The following is an 18,866-nucleotide window of genomic DNA, read 5'->3' as shown; positions in this document are numbered from 1 at the left end:
GTTTAGTTTTTTCATAGTTAAATTGTCCCGGCCTCTCTTATTATTCCTTTATCAGAGTTAGTTAAGGAAAGGCCGGGTTGTATTTTACCGGCATACATAAAAATAACCCTCAGACGTCGGCAAACTAACCTGAGGGCTACAGACCAATAAAACCCAAGTTTCATTTAATCTTAACCAATGTTATGAATTTTATTTCTCATTACAAAGGGCTAAGGGTGCTTTTCTATTCATTAGTTTTAGCTGCCCTGCCAACCACTGCCCTGGCCCGGGCACATGCTTCACCCATAGGTAGCATATTTTTTCAGCAAGCCATTAAAGGAACGGTATCGGATGCTTCGGGGCCACTGCCGGGAGTAATAATTTCCGTCAGGGGAACGCCCCTATCCACAATTTCAGATGCAGGAGGTAAATTCTCTATTGCTGCCACAAGCGGTGATGTGCTGGTTTTTTCCTTTACGGGCTTCAAAACCGTTGAAGTGGCTGTTGGTACGCAAAGTACTGTAAACGTCACCCTAAAGGAGGATGTTGCCCAGCTCGGCGGGCTTACCATTAACGCGGGCTATTATTCCGTGAAGAAAAAAGAAAGCACCGGAAGCATCGCATCTATTACGGCAAAAGATATCGAAACCCAGCCGGTTACCAATGCGCTGGCTACCATGCAGGGGCGCATGGCGGGCGTTGAGATCGTACAGGCCAGCGGGGTGTCCGGAGGGAGTTTTGATATTCGCATCCGCGGTCAGAACAGCATCCGTACCGATGGCAACAGCCCGCTCTACATAATTGATGGAGTGCCCTACGCCTCCGAGACTACGGGTTATTCCCGCAGTAATGTGGTACAGCCCTATACGGCAAGCCCGCTTAACAGTTTCAACCCCTCCGAAATAGAAAGCATTGAAGTGCTGAAGGACGCTGACGCTACGGCAATATACGGTTCCCGTGGTGCCAATGGTGTAGTGCTGATCACCACCAAAAAAGGCAGGGCGGGAAAAACGCGCTACAATGCAGGAGCCACCACAGGTTTTGGGCGTGTGACCCGTTTCGCAGACCTGATGGATACTTCGCAGTACCTTGCCATGCGTAGCGAGGCTTTTGCCAATGACGGCACCCAGCCCGGTGAGGGTGACTATGATGTCAATGGCACCTGGGATCCCAACCGCTATACCGACTGGCAGAAGGAACTTTTGGGCGGAACCATGGAATACACCGATCTTCAGGCTTCAGCCTCCGGCGGGAGTGAGAACAGTCAGTTTATGGCAACTGCTGGAGTGCGAAAAGAAACAACGGTATTTCCGGGTGATTTTGGTTACTCTAAAGCAAACGTCCGACTGAACATCAATCATACCTCCGACGATAAAAAATTTAACATGAACCTCTCGGCAGGTTACACCGCACAGAAAAATGACCAGCCCGGAGTGGACCTCACAAGTACAGCGCTGACACTGGCGCCCAATGCACCGAAACTCTATAATCCGGACGGCAGCCTCAACTATGAAGGCAGTACATGGGACAATCCACTGGGTGCCCTCGAAGGCAAACAGCGCTCCACTACTCGGGATCTGCTGGCCAACGGTGTGCTTTCGTACGAACTGACAACAGGGTTAACGGCAAAGGCAAGTATTGGTTATACCGATACGCGCTATCAGGAAACACGCACACAGCCCTCTACCATGTTCGATCCCGTGTATGAGCTGACCAGCGACTTTTCCACGATGGTAATGACAACCACGGCGAGGCAGTCATGGATTATCGAACCGCAACTCATCTGGAACCATACTTTAGGACGGGGTGTAATTGAAGCGCTTGCCGGGGCTACATTTCAGGAAAGAAGCGGCAGGACGATATCGCAGGAAGTTGCCGGATTTAGCAGCAATGCGCTCATCTATAACCTAGCATCGGCACGGATTATTGCCGTGCTGCAGGACAGCGACCTCCACTACCGCTACCAGGCGTTCTTTGGGCGCATCAACTATAACTGGAATAAAAAGTACATCATTAACCTGACCGGCAGGCGTGACGGATCGAGCCGGTTCGGCCCCGGCAAACAGTATGCGGCTTTTGGTGCGGTTGGAGCGGCATGGCTATTTAGCAACGAAGGTTTCTGGGGTGAGAATAGCGTAGTGAGTTTCGGGAAACTGCGTGGGAGCTATGGCAGCAGTGGCAATGATCAGATAGGAGATTATCAGTATATGGACACCTATGGTGCCACAGGAGCCAATTACGGGGGAACGATAGGCCTGGGTCCCAACAGGCTGCTCAACCCTGATTTCAGCTGGGAGACCAACCGTAAACTCGAAGCCGCTCTTGAACTGGGTTTCTTAAGGGACAGGATAATGCTGACCGTTGCAGGATACCGCAACCGCTCTTCAAGCCAGCTGGTGGGAATACCCCTGCCGGCAACAACAGGATTTAGTTCGGTACAGGCCAACCTGAAGGCAGAAGTAGAAAACCGGGGTGTAGAATTCTCCCTAAACACCGTTAACATCGAAAAAGAAAATTTTTCATGGCGTACCGATTTCAATATCGCATTTTCCCGCAATGAACTGCTATCCTTCCCTGACCTTGACGGTTCTACCTATCGGAACCAGCTCATGGTAGGCCAGGCTCTAAACATCCGCAAAGTATACCAATGTACTGGCGTTGATCCGCAAACAGGCCTTTATACCTTCAGGGATTTTAACGGTGACGGGCAGATTACCGCTGCGGAAGACCGCAGGGCGGTAGTTGATCTGAACCCCGATTTTTTCGGAGGCCTTACCAACCATTTAAAGTATAAAAACTGGCAGCTGGATTTCCTGTTCCAGTTCGTGCGCCAACGCAACTACGCAGCTGATTATAACTCAGGGCTTCCCGGTACAATGGCCAATCAGCCGGAAAGTGTGCTGAACCGTTGGCAAGAGTCGGGCGATAAAGCTGCATTTCAACGCTTTTCCGCTGGAAGCGATCCCGGTGTGCTCAGTGCGTATGACCGCTATATTGGTAGTGATGCCATACTGGACGATGCCTCATTTATTCGCCTGAAAAATATCGCGCTTTCCTATACACTGCCCGGGAAGTTTCTTAAAGGCGTAGGCTGCAGGCTGCATATCGAGGCGCAAAATCTATTGACCTTCACGGCCTACGAGGGCGCCGACCCCGAATTTCGCTTTTCGGGTTATCTTCCTCCCCTGCGTGTAATCAGCGGTGGAGTTAATCTAACCTTTTAATCATATACTATGAAACAATTGCTAAAAAAAATTTTGTTTATCACCCGTTGTACTGCATTATTGTTAGTATTAGCGGCTTGTGATGACTTTACCGAAGTGGAGCGTCCTTCCGGCCAGCTGACAAGGGATGCGGTGTTTGAAGATGCAGCCACAGCAGAGGCGGCATTGCTGCATATTTATGTTCGTATGAGGGACTGGGGGATGCTTACCGGCACCAGCCAGTCAGTAACGACGAAACTGGGAGCCTACGCTGATGAGTTTGCTTTTTACGGGCCCGCTGTCAGTTCTACCGCAAACTTCTACAATAATGCCCTTTTGCCTGCCGATCCTGTTTTGGCAAGCTGGTGGAAAGAGGCATACAACCAGATCTATGCCGCCAATGCTATCCTGGAAGGTCTGTCAGCTTCCGGCAGCATAGCCAAGGAGGCAAAAGACAGGATTGCCGGCGAGGCACTTTTTATCAGGGGTTATCTCCATTTCCAGTTATCCTTAACGTTTGGTAACATACCCTATGTTACCACGACCGATTATCAGGCAAACAGTGCCATAGGGCGCTCCGATGCGGCACAGGTTATCTCAAGAGCCCTTGAAGACCTGCAGGCAGCTGTCATAAGGGTTCCTGCAGAATACACTGACCCAGGCCGTACCCGCCCAAACCGCTTTGCCATACAGGCTATTATGGCGCGGATGTACCTATACCAAAAGGACTGGGCGGAGGCTTCAGATATGGCCTCACAGGTCATTAATGCTACCGCTCTCTATACTTGGGTCGAAGCTATCGACCAGGTCTTTAAAAAGGACAGCCCCGCTACGATCTGGCAATACTATCCGCCCCTGCCGGGGAGGAACACTAACGAAGCGGCATCCTTTATCCTGCTCACGGGCCCACCTGCAGATGTTGCCCTGAGTGCGTCACTCCTGAATGCCTTTGAACCGGGTGACCTCAGGAAAGAGTATTGGGTCGGATCAGTTAGCGATGGCGGGCAGACGTGGTACTACCCTTATAAGTATAAGGAAAGGACAAGTACTTCCAGCAGTGTCGAATATTCAGTACAGCTGCGATTGGCGGAGCTCTACCTGATACGGGCTGAAGCCAGGGCCAGGCAGGGTGAACTGGTAGGTGCAAAAGAAGATCTTGACAGGATACGCAACAGGGCCGGGCTGCCGCCCTCGGATGCTGTATCAAAGGATGCACTGCTGGAGGCCATTTACAGGGAGCGCCGCATCGAACTTTTTGCCGAAGCAGGACATCGGTTTTACGACCTGAAACGATCAGGCAGGCTCGATGAAGTCCTCGGCGCTGCCAAGCCTGGTTGGAATCCGGAAGATGCCAACTTGCCATTGCCGGAGACCGAGCTACTCCTTAATCCGAATCTTGCACCGCAAAACCCCGGTTACTGATGATGAGATCTGGAAAATATATTTGTAAAATAGTGCTTGCTGTACTTATAGAGATGGCAGCAACCTGTTTTGTACTGGCGCAGCATGAAACGGGAAAAATCCTGAAAACAGAAGACTTTGCACTTTGGGGAAGTCTTCGCCTTGGTTCCTTATCCGATAACGGGCGTTATGTAATTTTCAGCATGGAGTATCCCAATGGAAGAGACACATTGTTTGTAAAAGACAGTAAAAAAAATTTACTTCTCTCCTATCCAGGGGGATCGGACGGCCGTTTTCTTAGCAACTACTATTTTAGCTGCCTTTCCCCTGGTGGTAGGCTAAAGATAACCTCCCTTCATGACGAGGGCTGGTTCGAAATTTCAGATGTGGTAAAATATGACTACAGCCCTAAGGCAGCCCTTTTGATTTACAGCGCCAGTGAAGGTGATCGTTACTATTTGGGAATAAGAAATATTAGAAATGGCAGGGTACATAAAATCTGGGATGCATTTTCTTATAATTTCAATAGGGAATCGAATAGTGTAGTATATAGTAAGGCTGATGGTAAAAAGAATAAATTGGTGTACATACACCTTGGCAGCGATCGCTATGAAAATAGTATTACGGAGGGAAATCCGGCAGACTATGATGACATCAGCTGGCAACCCGGTGGAAGTTCGCTGGCTTTTACCTGTCAGCCTGCAAACGGCAGGGGTTCGGTGCAGCTGAAGCGGTACAATATACAGACGAGGCGCCTTGACACTTTTGACCCCGACGAAGTCTCAGGCTTTCCGCAGGGCTGGCAGGTAGCCAAGGGACAAGGCCTGAAGGTATCCCCGGACGGAGAACGCATTTTTTTCAGTATTATTCCAAAAGAAAACCCTGCCCATGATCCCAAACAGGTGCAGGTATGGAATGCTGCAGACAGCTACCTTTATCCGGTTCGGCGCAGGCCGGACAGTGGTATTAAATTCTCGCGGCTTGCGGTATGGCGGCCGGAAAAAAATGATTTTAAATGGGTTACCGACACTATTTTTTCTGAGGTGGCGCTTGCCGGCGGAGGTCGCTATGCACTGCTGTCCGATCCTGAGCAGTATGAGCCGCAGTGGAAATATACTGCTCCAAGGGACTACTATATATTAAATTTAGAGTCGGGGCAGAGAAAAATCATGACCACGGCACTTTCCCCGGAAAGAAATAATATCACGGTCTCACCGGGTTCATGGTATGTCACTTACTTTCAGAAAGGTCGTTGGTGGCTTTACGATATCCATAGCGGCACGACAAGCACTATTACTGACGCCATCAATACGGATTTTACGCGCGACGATACCGCCCTGACCTCGGGTCCGATAGCCTGGGGAATGGCCGGTTGGCTGCCTGACGACAAGGCTTTTTTATTTTATGACCGCTACGATGTGTGGATGTATGACCCGAAACTACGTCATGTTGCACGGCTTACCCGCGGGAGGGAACAGCAAAGGGTCTATCGCGTTGAAAATGATGGTCACGGAACCGGTATAACAAGAAATTACGACGGTGCCACTGCCCCACTGTTAAGCGCCGGGGAACTTTTGTTGCGGACCACTTCAAGAGGAAGGTCGGGATACTGCTTATACAGTTTGAAAACCGGATGCCTCTTTGAAATAAGTAAAGCTCGCCGGATAGGCAGGATGCAAAAAGCGAAGGAGAGCAATTGTATTGCATACACAGAGGAGGATTACAATACCCCTGCCAAATTGATTATCACCGATGGGGCCAGGAAAACGGATATTTTCAAGAGCAATCCCCAGCATTGCAACTTTTTATGGGGCAAAAGTGAGCTGATCGAGTACCGTAATACAACAGGCAAAGCCATGGATGCAGCGCTGTACTATCCTGCCGGTTTTAAGAAAGGTACCCGCTACCCTATGATTGTCTATATCTATGAAGACCAGTCTGGTAGGGTTCATGATTACGTTAATCCGGGGTACGGCAACAGCAATGGATTCAATATCACAAATTTTACCACCAAGGGCTATCTGGTACTGGTGCCCGATATTGCTTATCAGATCGGAAGTCCCGGGTATTCAGCTGCCGATTGCGTGACCTCCGCAGCGCGGCATGTAATCGATTTGGGATATGCGGACAGTAAGGCAGTCGGCCTGCTCGGGCACTCCTTTGGCGGTTATGAAACCGATTTTATAATTACACAAACGGACATGTTTGCTGCTGCAGTGGCTGGTGCCGCCATAGCCGACCTGCCGAGCAGTTACCTATATGCTTCTGCTAATTATCTGAAGCCAAACTTCTTTCACTACGAATACAGCCAACTTCGGATGGGTAGCAGCCTCTTTGATAATTTTCCCGGCTATTTAGCCAATTCACCCGTGTATCACGCGCAGAAGGTCTCTACTCCATTATTGTCCTGGACAGGAGAAAATGACGCTCAGGTGCACCGTTTCCAAAGTATGGAATTTTTTCTGGCATTAAGGCGAGTGGGTAAAGAACATATCCTCCTGGTCTATCCTGAGCAGGGGCACGCACTTTCAGGCACAGCACAACAAGAGGATCTTTCCGAAAAGGTTGAACAGTGGTTCGGTTATTACCTGAAAAATGAACAGCAGCCATCTTGGATAAAACCGAACAGGCCCCGATAATACATTAAAAAGGCAGCTCCCTGGAGCTGCCTTCTTTCGTAATGGGCTACAGTCTATCTGGGCTCCATATGAACCTCTACAAGACAATTACCGTTCGCATCTTTACCCCACAGCTGTGCACCCGTTCCACCGATACGGCATACAGGCCCGATATTATCCAGGTCACAGGTATATTCAGTGGAACCACAGGCACCGGCAGGATTAAGTTTTGTAAAGGACGCCACCGGTGTAGGCAACATACCTTTACCTTCAGTTGTTACGGTACCAAAAGCACCCGCCACGGCTGCGCCGAACGCAGCCAGCGGGATAATCTGTTTCATTAAAAAAATTTTCATGATTTAATAATTTAATAATTGCGTCTACTCTATTTACAGGTTTTCGACATCCCCTGCTACTGCAGTAAAATTTAACGGGACCGGTAGTGTTTACGTATCAGCTCATCCAGCCGGTAATACACAAGCTGTGTGCCGATCAGCGCATATAATCTGCCTTCGTCCACGGCTATGGCCCGGGCTCTTTTGCCATCAATATTATAAATATAAAAACTCGCTACATAGTCGTCATTTGCTGTATCGTAAACATCAATTATAGTAGCCTGCTTCCATAGCATCGGATCTTCAAACCTTCCTATAAGGGAAGAAGCTACAAATAAAAGGTTACGGTCCACGGCGCTCATACGATTGACAATCCTCGGAGGGCTGGATAGCTTCAACTCACCCCTGCCGGGAAGATGGGCAACTTCTATTTTTGCATGTGTCGTCGTATCAATAGTCCTTCCTCTGTAGCGAAGTTTCAGAGCGGTATCAGCAACAATAAATATGTTACGGTAGAGATAAGTATAAATCACATTTGCCGATTGGCTGCTGAAATTTAGGCTGCCATCGGAATCAAAGAGCCCATCCACCTGTTTCTGCAGCAGGTCTCGGTGTACCTCGAATCGCGGTCGGGCTCCGAAGTGAACCAAGGCCAGTTCACTGTTCCTGCTCTCGGGATCGATAGTCCTGCATGCCAGGGTATTTTGATTTAGCACCTGTGGCTGGGAAAAACGATTTGTACCCTTCCAGCATAGTGTAACTTTTGGCGAGTCCAGCCTGCCTTTAAAAACAGCGGGAATACCGCCGTCAATAAAGTAGAGATGTGGAGGTTTAACAGACAGTACGGGTGAAGTAAAGGGAAGATCCATACGATCAGGCTCAAGTTTGAAACTGGACTTTTTCAATAATGCCGAATCCACAGTTGTAACATGAAGTGGACCGACACTGTTGCCCAGGAAGACCTTATTTTTTGAAGAACCGGCAAAGTAATAGGAATTATACTTAAGGTCAATCTGATGAAGCTTCATGCATCCCATAACATAACGACGGATAAAAGGATTGTCCGCATGCATGATTGTTTCGGACCATTGGAAGAGAAAAAGTACTGATCCGATTGCGAATAGGGAACACAGCAGCACGGCCATAAATTTAGTTTTTGATTTCATAAGGTTGATTTAGATTCTATGGATTTTGGTATAAGAGCGATACCAACCAGACCTAAGGCGGTAAAACAAAGGTTGAATATAAGATGGGACTTCCAGCTTAATTTTTCGAGGACACCTCCGCAAGAACAGGGTGTATAGGAGCTGTAGTTAATCATTATATAAATATAGGCGGTGAACATCACCATTAAAGTGTAAGCTGCAAACAGTGCAATTGTCCTGGCAAGACCGGTTGCCAACAGGAACGAAATTGTAAGTTCCAGAAGCGGTACGAGCCACCAGAGCCATCCTGCGAATGCACTGAGCAGTGGGGATTGTCCTAACTGTATACGGAAATCTTGAAAATCCAGCAGTTTACTAACCGCTGCATATACAAATAATAAAATATATAAGGTAGTGATTATGGTAAGGCTTAGTTTTCTGCAGGGTATCATGCTTATTTTGAATTTGGTTACATATACATTAAACTGTCCGACTAAATTACTCACGCCCTGATAAAGATTAATTGCAGAAAGCTGTCCAAAAATTGTAAAAAACAGGCAATTATAAAATACAGAACAGCTGCCTAATGCAGCTGTTCTAAAGTCATTTTGAGGTGGCAAGGGCCTTTAGTTTTTCGCTGAGTTCGCTCAGTGCGGCCTTCTCAAGGAATTCATTGGAAATGTCTATGAGCTCCTGACGGGCTTCCTTGGAAGCTGTGGCAAAAAGACTGGTACTGCCCTCCCCTTTTTCAGTAAGTCCATACTCAATGACATGCGTCATTAGTAATACATTTTTTCTTGAAATGCGCATGTCGATTCGTACCGCATCATTCATTCCGGGGCTGCTTAAGATGGTATCAAATACCTGCCCCACTTCATTTGTTGTCAGCATACGTTTTTGGTTTTTAATTAGACATCTGAAAAAACAAATTTAGAAAGAGGGTATTGAACTAACATAATCAAAATTTGCCCATGATTGTTTTATTTTCTGTATCGGCTTATTTTCGTTGATAGCGTTAAATGTATTTAGAGGTGATTGCCTTGTCTGCGGCAATGGCAAGATGTCCCGTTGTCGGACAACGGTCTATCTTGCGCCCTTACTCCGAAGTCGTGGGCGGTGGACTGCTACAATGTTTGCAAAGCTGAAATGATAATGAAGAGGATACTATGGAGACTGAAAACAACAACCGCAAAAAGCGCATCTATGTGCGCTTGACCGACAAGGAATTTACGACCCTTGAGAACCGACTAAAAAACACTACTTGCAACAAACTGAGCGACTATGTAAGGCGTTGTCTTTTTGACAAGCCAATAACTACCGTTACAAGGGATGCCGCTACCGATGATTTGATTGTCAAAATGAGCGAGATGAACTTTGAATTGAATGCTATTGGAAGCAATTTTAACCAGCTGGTGAAAAGGATTAATACATCTTTTCAATATGCCCGTTTTTCAGAAACATTAGGACTTATTATGATGCAACGTGATGCTGTTACAAGAAAGATGGAAGAAATAAAAAACGAACTTCAAAAACTGGCAGAAAAATGGTTGCGGTAATCAAGACCGGACATTCAATAAGAGGGATGCTCAATTACAACGAAAACAAGGTCAAAGAAGGCAAAGCCCAATGCATCGGCCAGCACAATTACCCACTGGATGCCGACAGGCTATCCTATGCGATCAAATTGAACCTCATGCAACGCCAGGTGCAGCTTAATGAAAACGTGAAACGCAACACCGTTCACATCTCCCTGAACTTTGACCCGAGCGAAGCAAACCTGCCCAAAGAAAAGCTATTGGAGATTGCAGAAACTTATATGGGTAAAATAGGTTTTGGTCAGCAGCCTTACTTAATCTACCAACATCATGATGCAGGGCATCCTCATTTGCATATTGCTACCATTAACGTCCAGGCTACAGGTAAGCGTATCTCCATGAACAATATCGGTAAGGATAAGTCAGAACCGGCACGTAAGGAAATCGAGCAACGTTTTAACCTGGTGAAAGCCGAAGACCATAAAAAAATATTCTACAGACCTGATCCTGTTTCAGCCAAAGTACAATACGGCAAAGCAGAAACTAAAAAAGCTATTGAGAGTACCTTGATGTATGTGATAAACAATTACCGTTACACCAGCCTGCCGGAGTTAAATGCAGTACTAAAATTGTATAACATAACCGCTGATAGAGGAACGGAAAATTCAAGGCTCGCCAAACATAACGGATTGCTTTATCATATTCTTGATGCTAAAGGAAATCCGGTTGGTGTGCCGATTAAGGCCAGCAGGTTATACGCAAATCCAAATTTAAAGCGGCTTGAAACGCTATTTAAGCGGAATGAAACTGTACGACCAGATTATAAAATCCATATAAAAAGGGCTATTGACCAAGCATTTTTCAGGTCTAATATTATTATGCTGCCACAACTTATAAAAGCAATTGAAAAAGAAGGTATTGATACGGTAATTAGAAAGAATACGGACGGATTAGTGTATGGTATAACCTTCGTAGACCACAAAAATCATTGTGTTTTTAATGGTAGCAGTATTGGCAAGGAATACAGCGTAAAAGGACTTCAGGAAAAGTGCAATGCAAACCAAATTAAAACCACCGCTGAAGGTGAAAAAATAGCTTTCTCAAAACAGGAATTAATTGAAATCCTTGAAGAAAATAAGAGCATGCTCCATTTTAATGAACTGCCTAAGTTTCTGGATTTATTGATGAAAGCTGAAAATGATTATGAGTATGTAGCCAAGGAGTTTATAAAGAAGAGACGTCTGCGTAGAGGTTTATAATTGATTTGGATTATATAAATACATTCGTTTTTAGGTATTTTTTTAAAAAATAAAATCAAGTATTTTTACCTACGGCAATAACTAAAAATTTTGTTAATTTAGTTGATTAAGCGTTGAGTAAAATATAACAATTTATCTCATCCGATGGTGACCAGCAGCTCTGACAAGTGACAGAAAGAACGAATAGAAATAAGCCAATTAGAAAAGCCTCTCACATATTTAAAGTTTTGATGTTTGGACAATTCGTAAGTGAGTCATACGCGAATCAAAAAAGCCAAATTAACACAACGCACTAAAAAAATATGGCATTAATTGTAAGACATAACAGAGCAAACCACACTCACGAAAACGAACAGTTTCGCCGAGTAGCTTCTTCATTGAAAATACTATTCAAGCAGAAAGGCTGGACTGGTCTTTTAATTGGAAATCCATTTAATGATATTTATTCTCGCTTTCGTGCTGATGCAATTCTACTTTATAATCACGGTTTTATCATTATTGACTTTAAAGTTTATGGTGGGACACTTAAACTGCCTAGTGATAAAGATAATTTTGAAATATCGCAATGGTATACTGAATCTGATGATGACAAAAAGCGAACTCTTGTAAAAGCCGGCAACAAATTCATCAATCCATTCAAACAGCTTAATTCCTATCGTGAAGCATTTAAAGAGATCGCCCGTTCCGAAATTCAACTATTGAACCTGATACAGGAAAACAAGACATGTGCATTAAATATATTTTCTGGACCTTTAGTAATCGAAAATAGTGTTCCTAAAGAAATTCCGTTTTACAAAGTAACACAGGAATCGGACTTAGGAACATTTCTTTATGACTATTCCAGCGACAATACTTTTTCGAAAGAAACAGCAGATGCTTTATCAAGGATTTTCAATGCAGAAGAATGGTTAGAGCATATCGAGTTTCCAAGGGCTAAATCACTTGTAGAACGAACAGTCAAGATAGATGAAAATGTAGAAGCGGCAATTTCTGATTTTCTAAGAACTGATACAAGTAATATTTTAGTTCTTGAGTCTATGTCAGTTAAGGATCGAGATAGTTGGGTACAATATATTTTATCGGAGGCTTTAGATTTCAATATTCCACAAACTGAAACATGGATCCACTCCGCCCGTATTGGAAGGAAATGTTCTTTACGGTTAGGGGTTGAACTTCAAAGTTTGTTCAATACCATTTATGGTGGTGCTCCAAAGACACTTGAAACCGAAAATGTTGAGCAACAAGATAAACTGTACGAAGAACAATTGCAAGAAGTGATTCCTATTCGTTCCGATGATTCAGTAGATCAGTCGGCAGTAATCATATTGCACGAAGCACATTTGGTGTCAAGAAGCCTGCATCAATCGGAATTGTTGCGGTTTGGTTCTGGAAGATTGCTTGAAGATTTGTTAAAGTTTTTGAGTCTTGGCACAACTAAAAGAAAACTTATTTGCGTTGGCGACCCATATTCATTGACATATGGTAAAGATACTGAATCTGCAATTAATTTGAGGGCATTGGCAGAATTGCACGACGGACAAATAAGTTGTTATAGACAACAACCATTGTTAAATGAGATTGACGGAAAAGTAGGTTTAAGAAGTCATCTTGCGACTAGCATTGAGAATAAACTATTTAATGAACTTGAATATACATGGAAAGCTGATGACCTTCTGCAGATAAACAAAGATGATATACCTCATTACTTAACAGAATGGTTTTCTGCTCCATTTGACTCTGAGCCAACTAATACTGTTATGGTATATTCAAATAAAGATGCTAAGAAAATTAATCATTGGATCAAAACCAATTGTATTAAAAATGGAAAGGAATTAGCCAAGAATGATTTACTATTAGTAAATAATAACATAAACATACCAGATGAAACTGGCTTTGGACAGCCAACCAAATTATACAACGGCATGTTTCTACTCGTTGAAGAAGTTGGACAGTCTTTGACCAAAACTATTCCGCTTAGACAAAGTATATCACCGATATTATTAAATTTTACAAAGGTTAAGGTAAAATGCCTTAGCATTCAAAACAAATTAACGGCCGAAGTTTGGTTATTGAACAATTATTTTCAAAGTGAAGACAAGCTTTCAAAAGAAGAACAAATTGCTTTTCGTGTTTTTGTAAATATGCTTGTTGCAACCAAAATGAAGGAGCATACCTTTGAAGGTTCATACGAACATATCCTGCTTACACAAGACAAAGAATATAAATTTCTACTTTCTGAAGAGAAAGATTTAAAGGCTAAATATGAATCCGGAGAAAAAGTTAAAACAAAATTGGACCAAAAGCAAAGAGAAGTAAAAAAAATAGAAAGTAAATTCAAAAATAAATTCAAAAATAGAATACTATCTAACATTACACAGACAGACCCTTTTGTCAATGCTGTTCACGCAAATTACGGATGGTCGCTTACTGTTCACAAATGTATTGGTTCAACTTTTACAAATTCTATTCTTAATGCATATCAAGGTGAAAACAGGGGAACTAGTAATGCAGAATATTATCGCTGGTTATATTCAGCCATTACAACAACATCAGGTAATTTGCGACTTGCTAATCCTCAAATCCTTCACCCATTAATTGAAGTTCATTTCGAAGATACGACCGTAACTGATATTGAAACATCAAATACCAAAAAGAAACATTTGTCATTTAAGGATTACAAAGTAGAAGAAAGATTTGTAGAAAAGATACCAGAAACATTATTAAACTACAATATTATAGGTAGTATCTGCGAATTAACAAAACTACTAGAATCATTAGGATATCTTCTAGAATCTGTGAATGTAAGCGGTGATTACCTGACTAAGGTAAATTTTTCAACTCCAACAAGTATAAATAAGCATTTAACTATTGCGATCAACAACAAAGGTGCTAAAGACAATTGGGTAGTTTCATCAATTAGAATTGAGAGAAGCGAAGGTGAAAATGAGACTAAGATCAACGAATGTATAGATGTATTATTTCATTCAGCAAGTGAAATTAAAAGTGAGAAACAGTCGAGTTTCCCAACCGACTTCAGAGGAAAGGTTTATGAAAAATGGAAAAGAATACTAACCGAAAAAGGATTTAATTTGACCATAGTTGAAACTCATAATAATCAAGATATATTCAAAGCAATATCAGGTGAAGCAAAGGCTAAGTTCCGAGTGTGGTATCGCAATGATGGCTTTATAAGTCAATTCAATATTTTAGAAAAGTCCAATGAAAAATTAGGACAAAATCTTAAAAAATGGCTCATCGATGGAAACTAAACGTGACTTTGAAGCAAAAGCGAAGGCAATGCTAGGCACAAATCCTGATGAGGCTTTGAAGCTTTATCTAGAACTTTGGGAAACCTATTCTGATCAATTTAATGCTTGGGATGCTTTCTATTCCATGAAAGCAATGAGAGCTGCAAATTCTCCAAATTTAGGTTGGGCAAATGAGCTCGCCGAAAAGTTCGCCGGCGATAAGGTTGGTAACCTATACGGATGGCTAATTTTTGATCGATGTATAAAAGGGAAAAGCAGAACTGAAATATTGGAAAACGAAAAGCTCATTGAAGGTCTTACAAATCTTGCTCCTCAAAAGAATTTGAGAGGGGATGACACTTTTCCCTGTCCCACCACAATTTCAACATTAAAGCTGTGCGATGCACATGCAGAAAATATTTTTAACGCTAAAAAAATTAATGAGTTGCTTTCAGGATTAGACTACAACATTTTGTCTAATAAGCCTAAAATTATAGAAACACAGGAACGGGGAGATGTTGAATTGTCGTCCGACCTCGAAAAATTTTTTGCACTCAAAACCAAGGCTCTCTTAAAACTTACAGAATTTGAAGCTTGCATAGAGTATTGTAATAAAGGTCTTGAACTAATAGAGAAGTTTCATTATAATAATGACTTATGGTTTAAGATGAGAATAGCTCTGTCGGAGGATGGACTTGGAAATCATGAAAAAAGTGAGGAATTATTTAAAGAACTTTTAGAGAGTAAAGCAGGTAACGACAAGTGGTTTTTGTATCGAGATATATCCGAAGTATATTATGAACAAGGAAATTTTGAGAAAGCATGGAAGTATGCTGTTGATTCCGCATTCCATGGAAATGAACCCCATTTTTTAATTGGATTATATCTTCTTCAAGCACGTATTCTTTTTAAACTTGATCGAGCAAGCGAGGGGAAAATACTTGCAGAACTCATTGCGTCCATTTTAAAGGAACAGGAATGGAATGAAAAAGCTGAATACAACAAGTTGTTTGCATATTATAAAATTGACAAAACAACTATATTGCCTGTCGGTGAAGTAATAAAACGAGCAAGAATATTTTGGCAAAATGAGAGATACGGTAATAAACAAAAATCCAACGGTATCGTAATTTCAATTTATCCAAATGGTAAAGGTGGTAGAATAAAAGATTCAACCGGAAGTGTTATAGGTTTTCTTAAAAAGGGATTAGTAAAAAAACTTAAATCAATAGACAATCTAAAAGGAGTAAGCGTTGCGTTTTATTCAATGAAAAATTTTGACGGTAAAGACATTGCTGAACATATAGAAATATTGAATATTCCGCAAAAAAATGACTCTGAAAATCAGCATTCACAAACAGGCCAAGCTGAAGGCGAAATAGTGAAAATTTTACACGACAACGAACGCGGAAAAGTTGGCTTCATAAAATGTAAAGGAAGAGAACATTATTTTTCGGTAAATCCAAGTTATCAGTCAATTTCCCAAATCCAAGTTGGAATAAAAGTGCTATTTGAAATTTTACCAGGGAAGGATAATAAAAAGGAACGAATAAGAATTAAAAAAATATTAGGTTAAACCTCTTTGCTATAAAAGGAGTGTCTTGTTGAAATTCGGTATTTCTACATTTTTAATTTTACAAAAAAAGTAAAACCTACAATACTAAGAAGAGATAGTCTTGCTAAACATAATAAATCGGTGTTATTAAAAATACAACTTTCATCCCTAAAAACACCTATAATTTAATCATCCGCAAAACCTTATATTTGGAATCTTAATAGATTTTACACGATAATGGATCATACCGTACACAATAAATTAGTTTCTTTCATTTGGTCAATTGCAGACGACTGTTTGCGAGATGTTTACAACCGAGGTAAATATCGCGATGTTATTTTACCTATGATAGTTTTGCGTCGCTTGGATGCTTTATTGGAACATACTAAAGAAGCCGTATTAGAAGAATTAGCCTTTCAGCGTGATGAAGCAGGATTTACCGAGTGGGATGACAAAGGTTTTACTGATGTAACGGGTTATGTGTTTTACAATTCCAGCGAGTGGACTTTACAAAGATTACACAATACTACCACGAATAGCCAGCAGCTGTTATTAGCTAATTTCGAAGACTACCTGAATGGGTTTAGTTTTAATGTAAAAGAAATCATTGAGAAGTTTAATTTAAAATCCCAAATCCGCCACATGGCTGGGAAAGATGTGTTATATGATGTGCTGGGCAAATTTACTTCTCCAGATATAAACCTTACGCCTTTCGAAAAATTAGATTCTAATGGTAAAAAGTTACCGGCACTGACCAACTTAGGAATGGGATATGTTTTCGAAGAATTGATTCGTAAGTTCAACGAAGAAAACAACGAAGAGGCCGGAGAACACTTTACCCCACGTGAGGTAATCGACTTGATGACGCACATTATTTTCGATCCCATAAAAAACAATTTACCACCGGTGATGACTATTTATGATCCGGCCTGTGGTAGTGGTGGTATGTTAACCGAGTCGCAAAACTTCATTGTAGATCCGGACGGAGAAATTAAAGCCGTTAATTCTGATGTGTATTTGTTTGGAAAGGAGATTAACGATGAAACCTACGCTATCTGTAAATCAGATATGATGATTAAAGGAAACAATCCTGAGAACATCCGCGTAGGCTCTACTTTATCGACCGATGAATTTGCCGGGCAGTATTTCGATTTTATGCTGTCTAACCCGCCTTATGGTAAGTCATGGGCAAGTGAGCAGAAATATATTAAAGACGGAAAAGAGGTTATTGATTCCCGTTTTAAAGTAAGATTAAAAAACTATTGGGGCATTGAGGAAGAGGCTGATGCTACTCCCCGTTCTTCGGATGGGCAGTTGTTATTCTTAATGGAAATGGTAAACAAAATGAAACCCCTTTCAAAGAACAACCTAGGTTCTCGTATAGCTTCTGTTCATAACGGAAGTTCGTTATTTACAGGTGATGCCGGAGGTGGCGAAAGTAACATCCGTCGACATATTATTGAAAACGATTGGTTAGAAGCCATTGTGCAGTTGCCGAACAACTTGTTTTACAATACCGGTATTACTACCTATATCTGGATCTTATCAAATAACAAAGCCGCTAACCGTAAAGGGAAAGTGCAACTTATAGATGCCGGACAAATGTACCGGAAACTGCGCAAGAACTTAGGAAACAAAAACTGTGAGCTAGCGCCAGAGCATATTACTGACATTGTAAAAAACTACACAGCGCTGGCTGCGGTAGAAAGAACTACCGAAGATAGCATCGCTTCAAAAGTATTTGATAATGCCGATTTTGGGTATTACAAAGTTACTATAGAACGACCGAAACGTTTAAAAGCCCAATTTACAGCGGAACGAATTGCCGATTTGCGTTTTGATAAAGGTCTAAAAGACGTAATGCAACAAGTCTACACTAAATATGGTGAGAGAGTATATGAGGATTTAAAAGCTAACAAAAAAGAAATTTTAGACTGGGCTGAAAAAGAAGGTTTTGAGCTGAATAAAAAACAGGAAGAAACGCTTTTAAAGAAAGATACCTGGACCAAACAATTAGCTATATTAGAAACTGCTACCGTATTGCTTAATAAGCTGGGAGACCAAGAGTACAATGATTTTAATATATTTAAGACTGAGGTTGATGACGTTTTAAAGAAAGAGAAAATTAAACTAAGTGCTACAGAGAAAAACCAAATTTTAAATGTTGTAAGCTGGTACGATGAGATCGCCGAGAAAGTAATAAAATCTACCATTAAATTTTCGGGTGAAAAGCTTGATCAATTGCTTTACCAATTAGACTGTGCTGTAGAGGACTTGCCAAATTATGGCTATTACCCAACTGCTAAAAAAGGTGAATTTATTACCTATGAGACCGACAGCGATTTACGCGATACTGAAAACGTACCGCTTAAAGAAAACATCTATGAATATTTCTTAAAAGAAGTGCAACCCCATGTAGCCGAAGCCTGGATTAACCTTGAAGCTACCAAAATAGGTTACGAAATCTCATTTAATAAATACTTCTACCAGCACAAGGCATTACGTTCTTTAGAAGAAGTAACTGCCGATATTTTAGAACTTGAAAAACAAAGCGATGGTTTAATTCATGAAATATTAAACTTTTAACT

Annotated in this window: 12 protein-coding genes; 8 read left to right on the top strand and 4 right to left on the bottom strand. The window is 42.0% G+C overall.

The features are described 5' to 3' along the window. The first annotated feature begins 182 nt into the window (after positions 1–182). From NHE85_RS12780 to NHE85_RS12770, 3 genes are read left to right on the top strand one after another with little or no spacing between them, the layout of a single operon-like run. Positions 183–3,203 (top strand): TonB-dependent receptor, encoded by a 3,021-nt coding sequence (locus tag NHE85_RS12780; RefSeq protein ID WP_252812490.1) that lies wholly within the window; start codon positions 183–185, stop codon positions 3,201–3,203. A 9-nt stretch (positions 3,204–3,212) separates the two neighbouring features. Further along, complete coding sequence (locus NHE85_RS12775) at positions 3,213–4,604, top strand: RagB/SusD family nutrient uptake outer membrane protein (protein WP_252812488.1); 1,392 nt, start codon at positions 3,213–3,215, stop codon at positions 4,602–4,604. Next, positions 4,604–7,222, top strand: coding sequence for a prolyl oligopeptidase family serine peptidase (locus NHE85_RS12770; protein WP_252812485.1), 2,619 nt, complete (start codon positions 4,604–4,606; stop codon positions 7,220–7,222). Before NHE85_RS12775 ends, NHE85_RS12770 begins: the two co-directional genes overlap by 1 nt. 53 nt (positions 7,223–7,275) lie before the next feature. Here the strand turns inward: NHE85_RS12770 and NHE85_RS12765 are convergent, their stop codons facing one another. From NHE85_RS12765 to NHE85_RS12750, 4 genes are all read right to left on the bottom strand, one after another. Further along, a complete protein-coding gene (locus NHE85_RS12765; protein ID WP_252812483.1) occupies positions 7,276–7,557 on the bottom strand; it encodes a hypothetical protein in 282 nt (93 codons plus the stop codon). 71 nt (positions 7,558–7,628) lie between these two features. Further along, on the bottom strand, positions 7,629–8,702 hold the full coding sequence (locus NHE85_RS12760) for a hypothetical protein (RefSeq protein WP_252812482.1): 1,074 nt from the start codon (positions 8,700–8,702) through the stop codon (positions 7,629–7,631). Beyond that, positions 8,699–9,301: a DoxX family protein gene (locus NHE85_RS12755; protein WP_252812480.1), complete on the bottom strand. Its 603-nt coding sequence runs from the start codon at positions 9,299–9,301 to the stop codon at positions 8,699–8,701. The genes NHE85_RS12760 and NHE85_RS12755 overlap by 4 nt, the downstream gene beginning before the upstream one ends. Continuing rightward, a complete protein-coding gene (locus NHE85_RS12750) occupies positions 9,285–9,572 on the bottom strand; it encodes a hypothetical protein (protein ID WP_252812478.1) in 288 nt (95 codons plus the stop codon). Before NHE85_RS12750 ends, NHE85_RS12755 begins: the two co-directional genes overlap by 17 nt. A 314-nt stretch (positions 9,573–9,886) precedes the next feature. On the opposite strand from NHE85_RS12750, the gene NHE85_RS12745 reads away from it, so the two are divergent. The 5 genes from NHE85_RS12745 to NHE85_RS12725 all read left to right on the top strand — a co-directional run bounded on the left by NHE85_RS12745 (position 9,887) and on the right by NHE85_RS12725 (position 18,864). Beyond that, a complete protein-coding gene (locus NHE85_RS12745; RefSeq protein ID WP_252812477.1) occupies positions 9,887–10,237 on the top strand; it encodes a plasmid mobilization relaxosome protein MobC in 351 nt (116 codons plus the stop codon). Beyond that, positions 10,225–11,475 carry a relaxase/mobilization nuclease domain-containing protein gene (locus NHE85_RS12740; RefSeq protein ID WP_252812475.1) on the top strand — a complete coding sequence of 417 codons (1,251 nt, stop codon included), beginning with the start codon at positions 10,225–10,227 and terminating at the stop codon, positions 11,473–11,475. Before NHE85_RS12745 ends, NHE85_RS12740 begins: the two co-directional genes overlap by 13 nt. A gap of 302 nt (positions 11,476–11,777) precedes the next feature. Then, on the top strand, positions 11,778–14,744 hold the full coding sequence (locus tag NHE85_RS12735) for a hypothetical protein (RefSeq protein WP_252812474.1): 2,967 nt from the start codon (positions 11,778–11,780) through the stop codon (positions 14,742–14,744). Next, a complete protein-coding gene (locus tag NHE85_RS12730) occupies positions 14,734–16,299 on the top strand; it encodes a tetratricopeptide repeat protein (RefSeq protein WP_252812472.1) in 1,566 nt (521 codons plus the stop codon). The genes NHE85_RS12735 and NHE85_RS12730 overlap by 11 nt, the downstream gene beginning before the upstream one ends. 216 nt (positions 16,300–16,515) lie before the next feature. Beyond that, positions 16,516–18,864 (top strand): class I SAM-dependent DNA methyltransferase, encoded by a 2,349-nt coding sequence (locus tag NHE85_RS12725; protein WP_252812470.1) that lies wholly within the window; start codon positions 16,516–16,518, stop codon positions 18,862–18,864. Positions 18,865–18,866: the final 2 nt, after the last annotated feature.

It is taken from the genome of Flavobacterium sp. NRK1, assembly GCF_024054175.1.
Taxonomy (GTDB): domain Bacteria; phylum Bacteroidota; class Bacteroidia; order Flavobacteriales; family Flavobacteriaceae; genus Flavobacterium.
The sequence above is the reverse complement of the archived record's forward strand: the minus strand, read 5'-3'. Positions and strand labels throughout refer to the sequence as shown.

Coding starts and splice junctions, on each gene's coding strand:
- NHE85_RS12780 (WP_252812490.1), top strand. CDS start 183: ATGAATTTTATTTCTCATTACAAAGGGCTAAGGGTGCTTTTCTATTCA.
- NHE85_RS12765 (WP_252812483.1), bottom strand. CDS start 7,557: ATGAAAATTTTTTTAATGAAACAGATTATCCCGCTGGCTGCGTTCGGC.
- NHE85_RS12740 (WP_252812475.1), top strand. CDS start 10,225: ATGGTTGCGGTAATCAAGACCGGACATTCAATAAGAGGGATGCTCAAT.
- NHE85_RS12770 (WP_252812485.1), top strand. CDS start 4,604: ATGATGAGATCTGGAAAATATATTTGTAAAATAGTGCTTGCTGTACTT.
- NHE85_RS12730 (WP_252812472.1), top strand. CDS start 14,734: ATGGAAACTAAACGTGACTTTGAAGCAAAAGCGAAGGCAATGCTAGGC.
- NHE85_RS12735 (WP_252812474.1), top strand. CDS start 11,778: ATGGCATTAATTGTAAGACATAACAGAGCAAACCACACTCACGAAAAC.
- NHE85_RS12760 (WP_252812482.1), bottom strand. CDS start 8,702: ATGAAATCAAAAACTAAATTTATGGCCGTGCTGCTGTGTTCCCTATTC.
- NHE85_RS12750 (WP_252812478.1), bottom strand. CDS start 9,572: ATGCTGACAACAAATGAAGTGGGGCAGGTATTTGATACCATCTTAAGC.
- NHE85_RS12725 (WP_252812470.1), top strand. CDS start 16,516: ATGGATCATACCGTACACAATAAATTAGTTTCTTTCATTTGGTCAATT.
- NHE85_RS12775 (WP_252812488.1), top strand. CDS start 3,213: ATGAAACAATTGCTAAAAAAAATTTTGTTTATCACCCGTTGTACTGCA.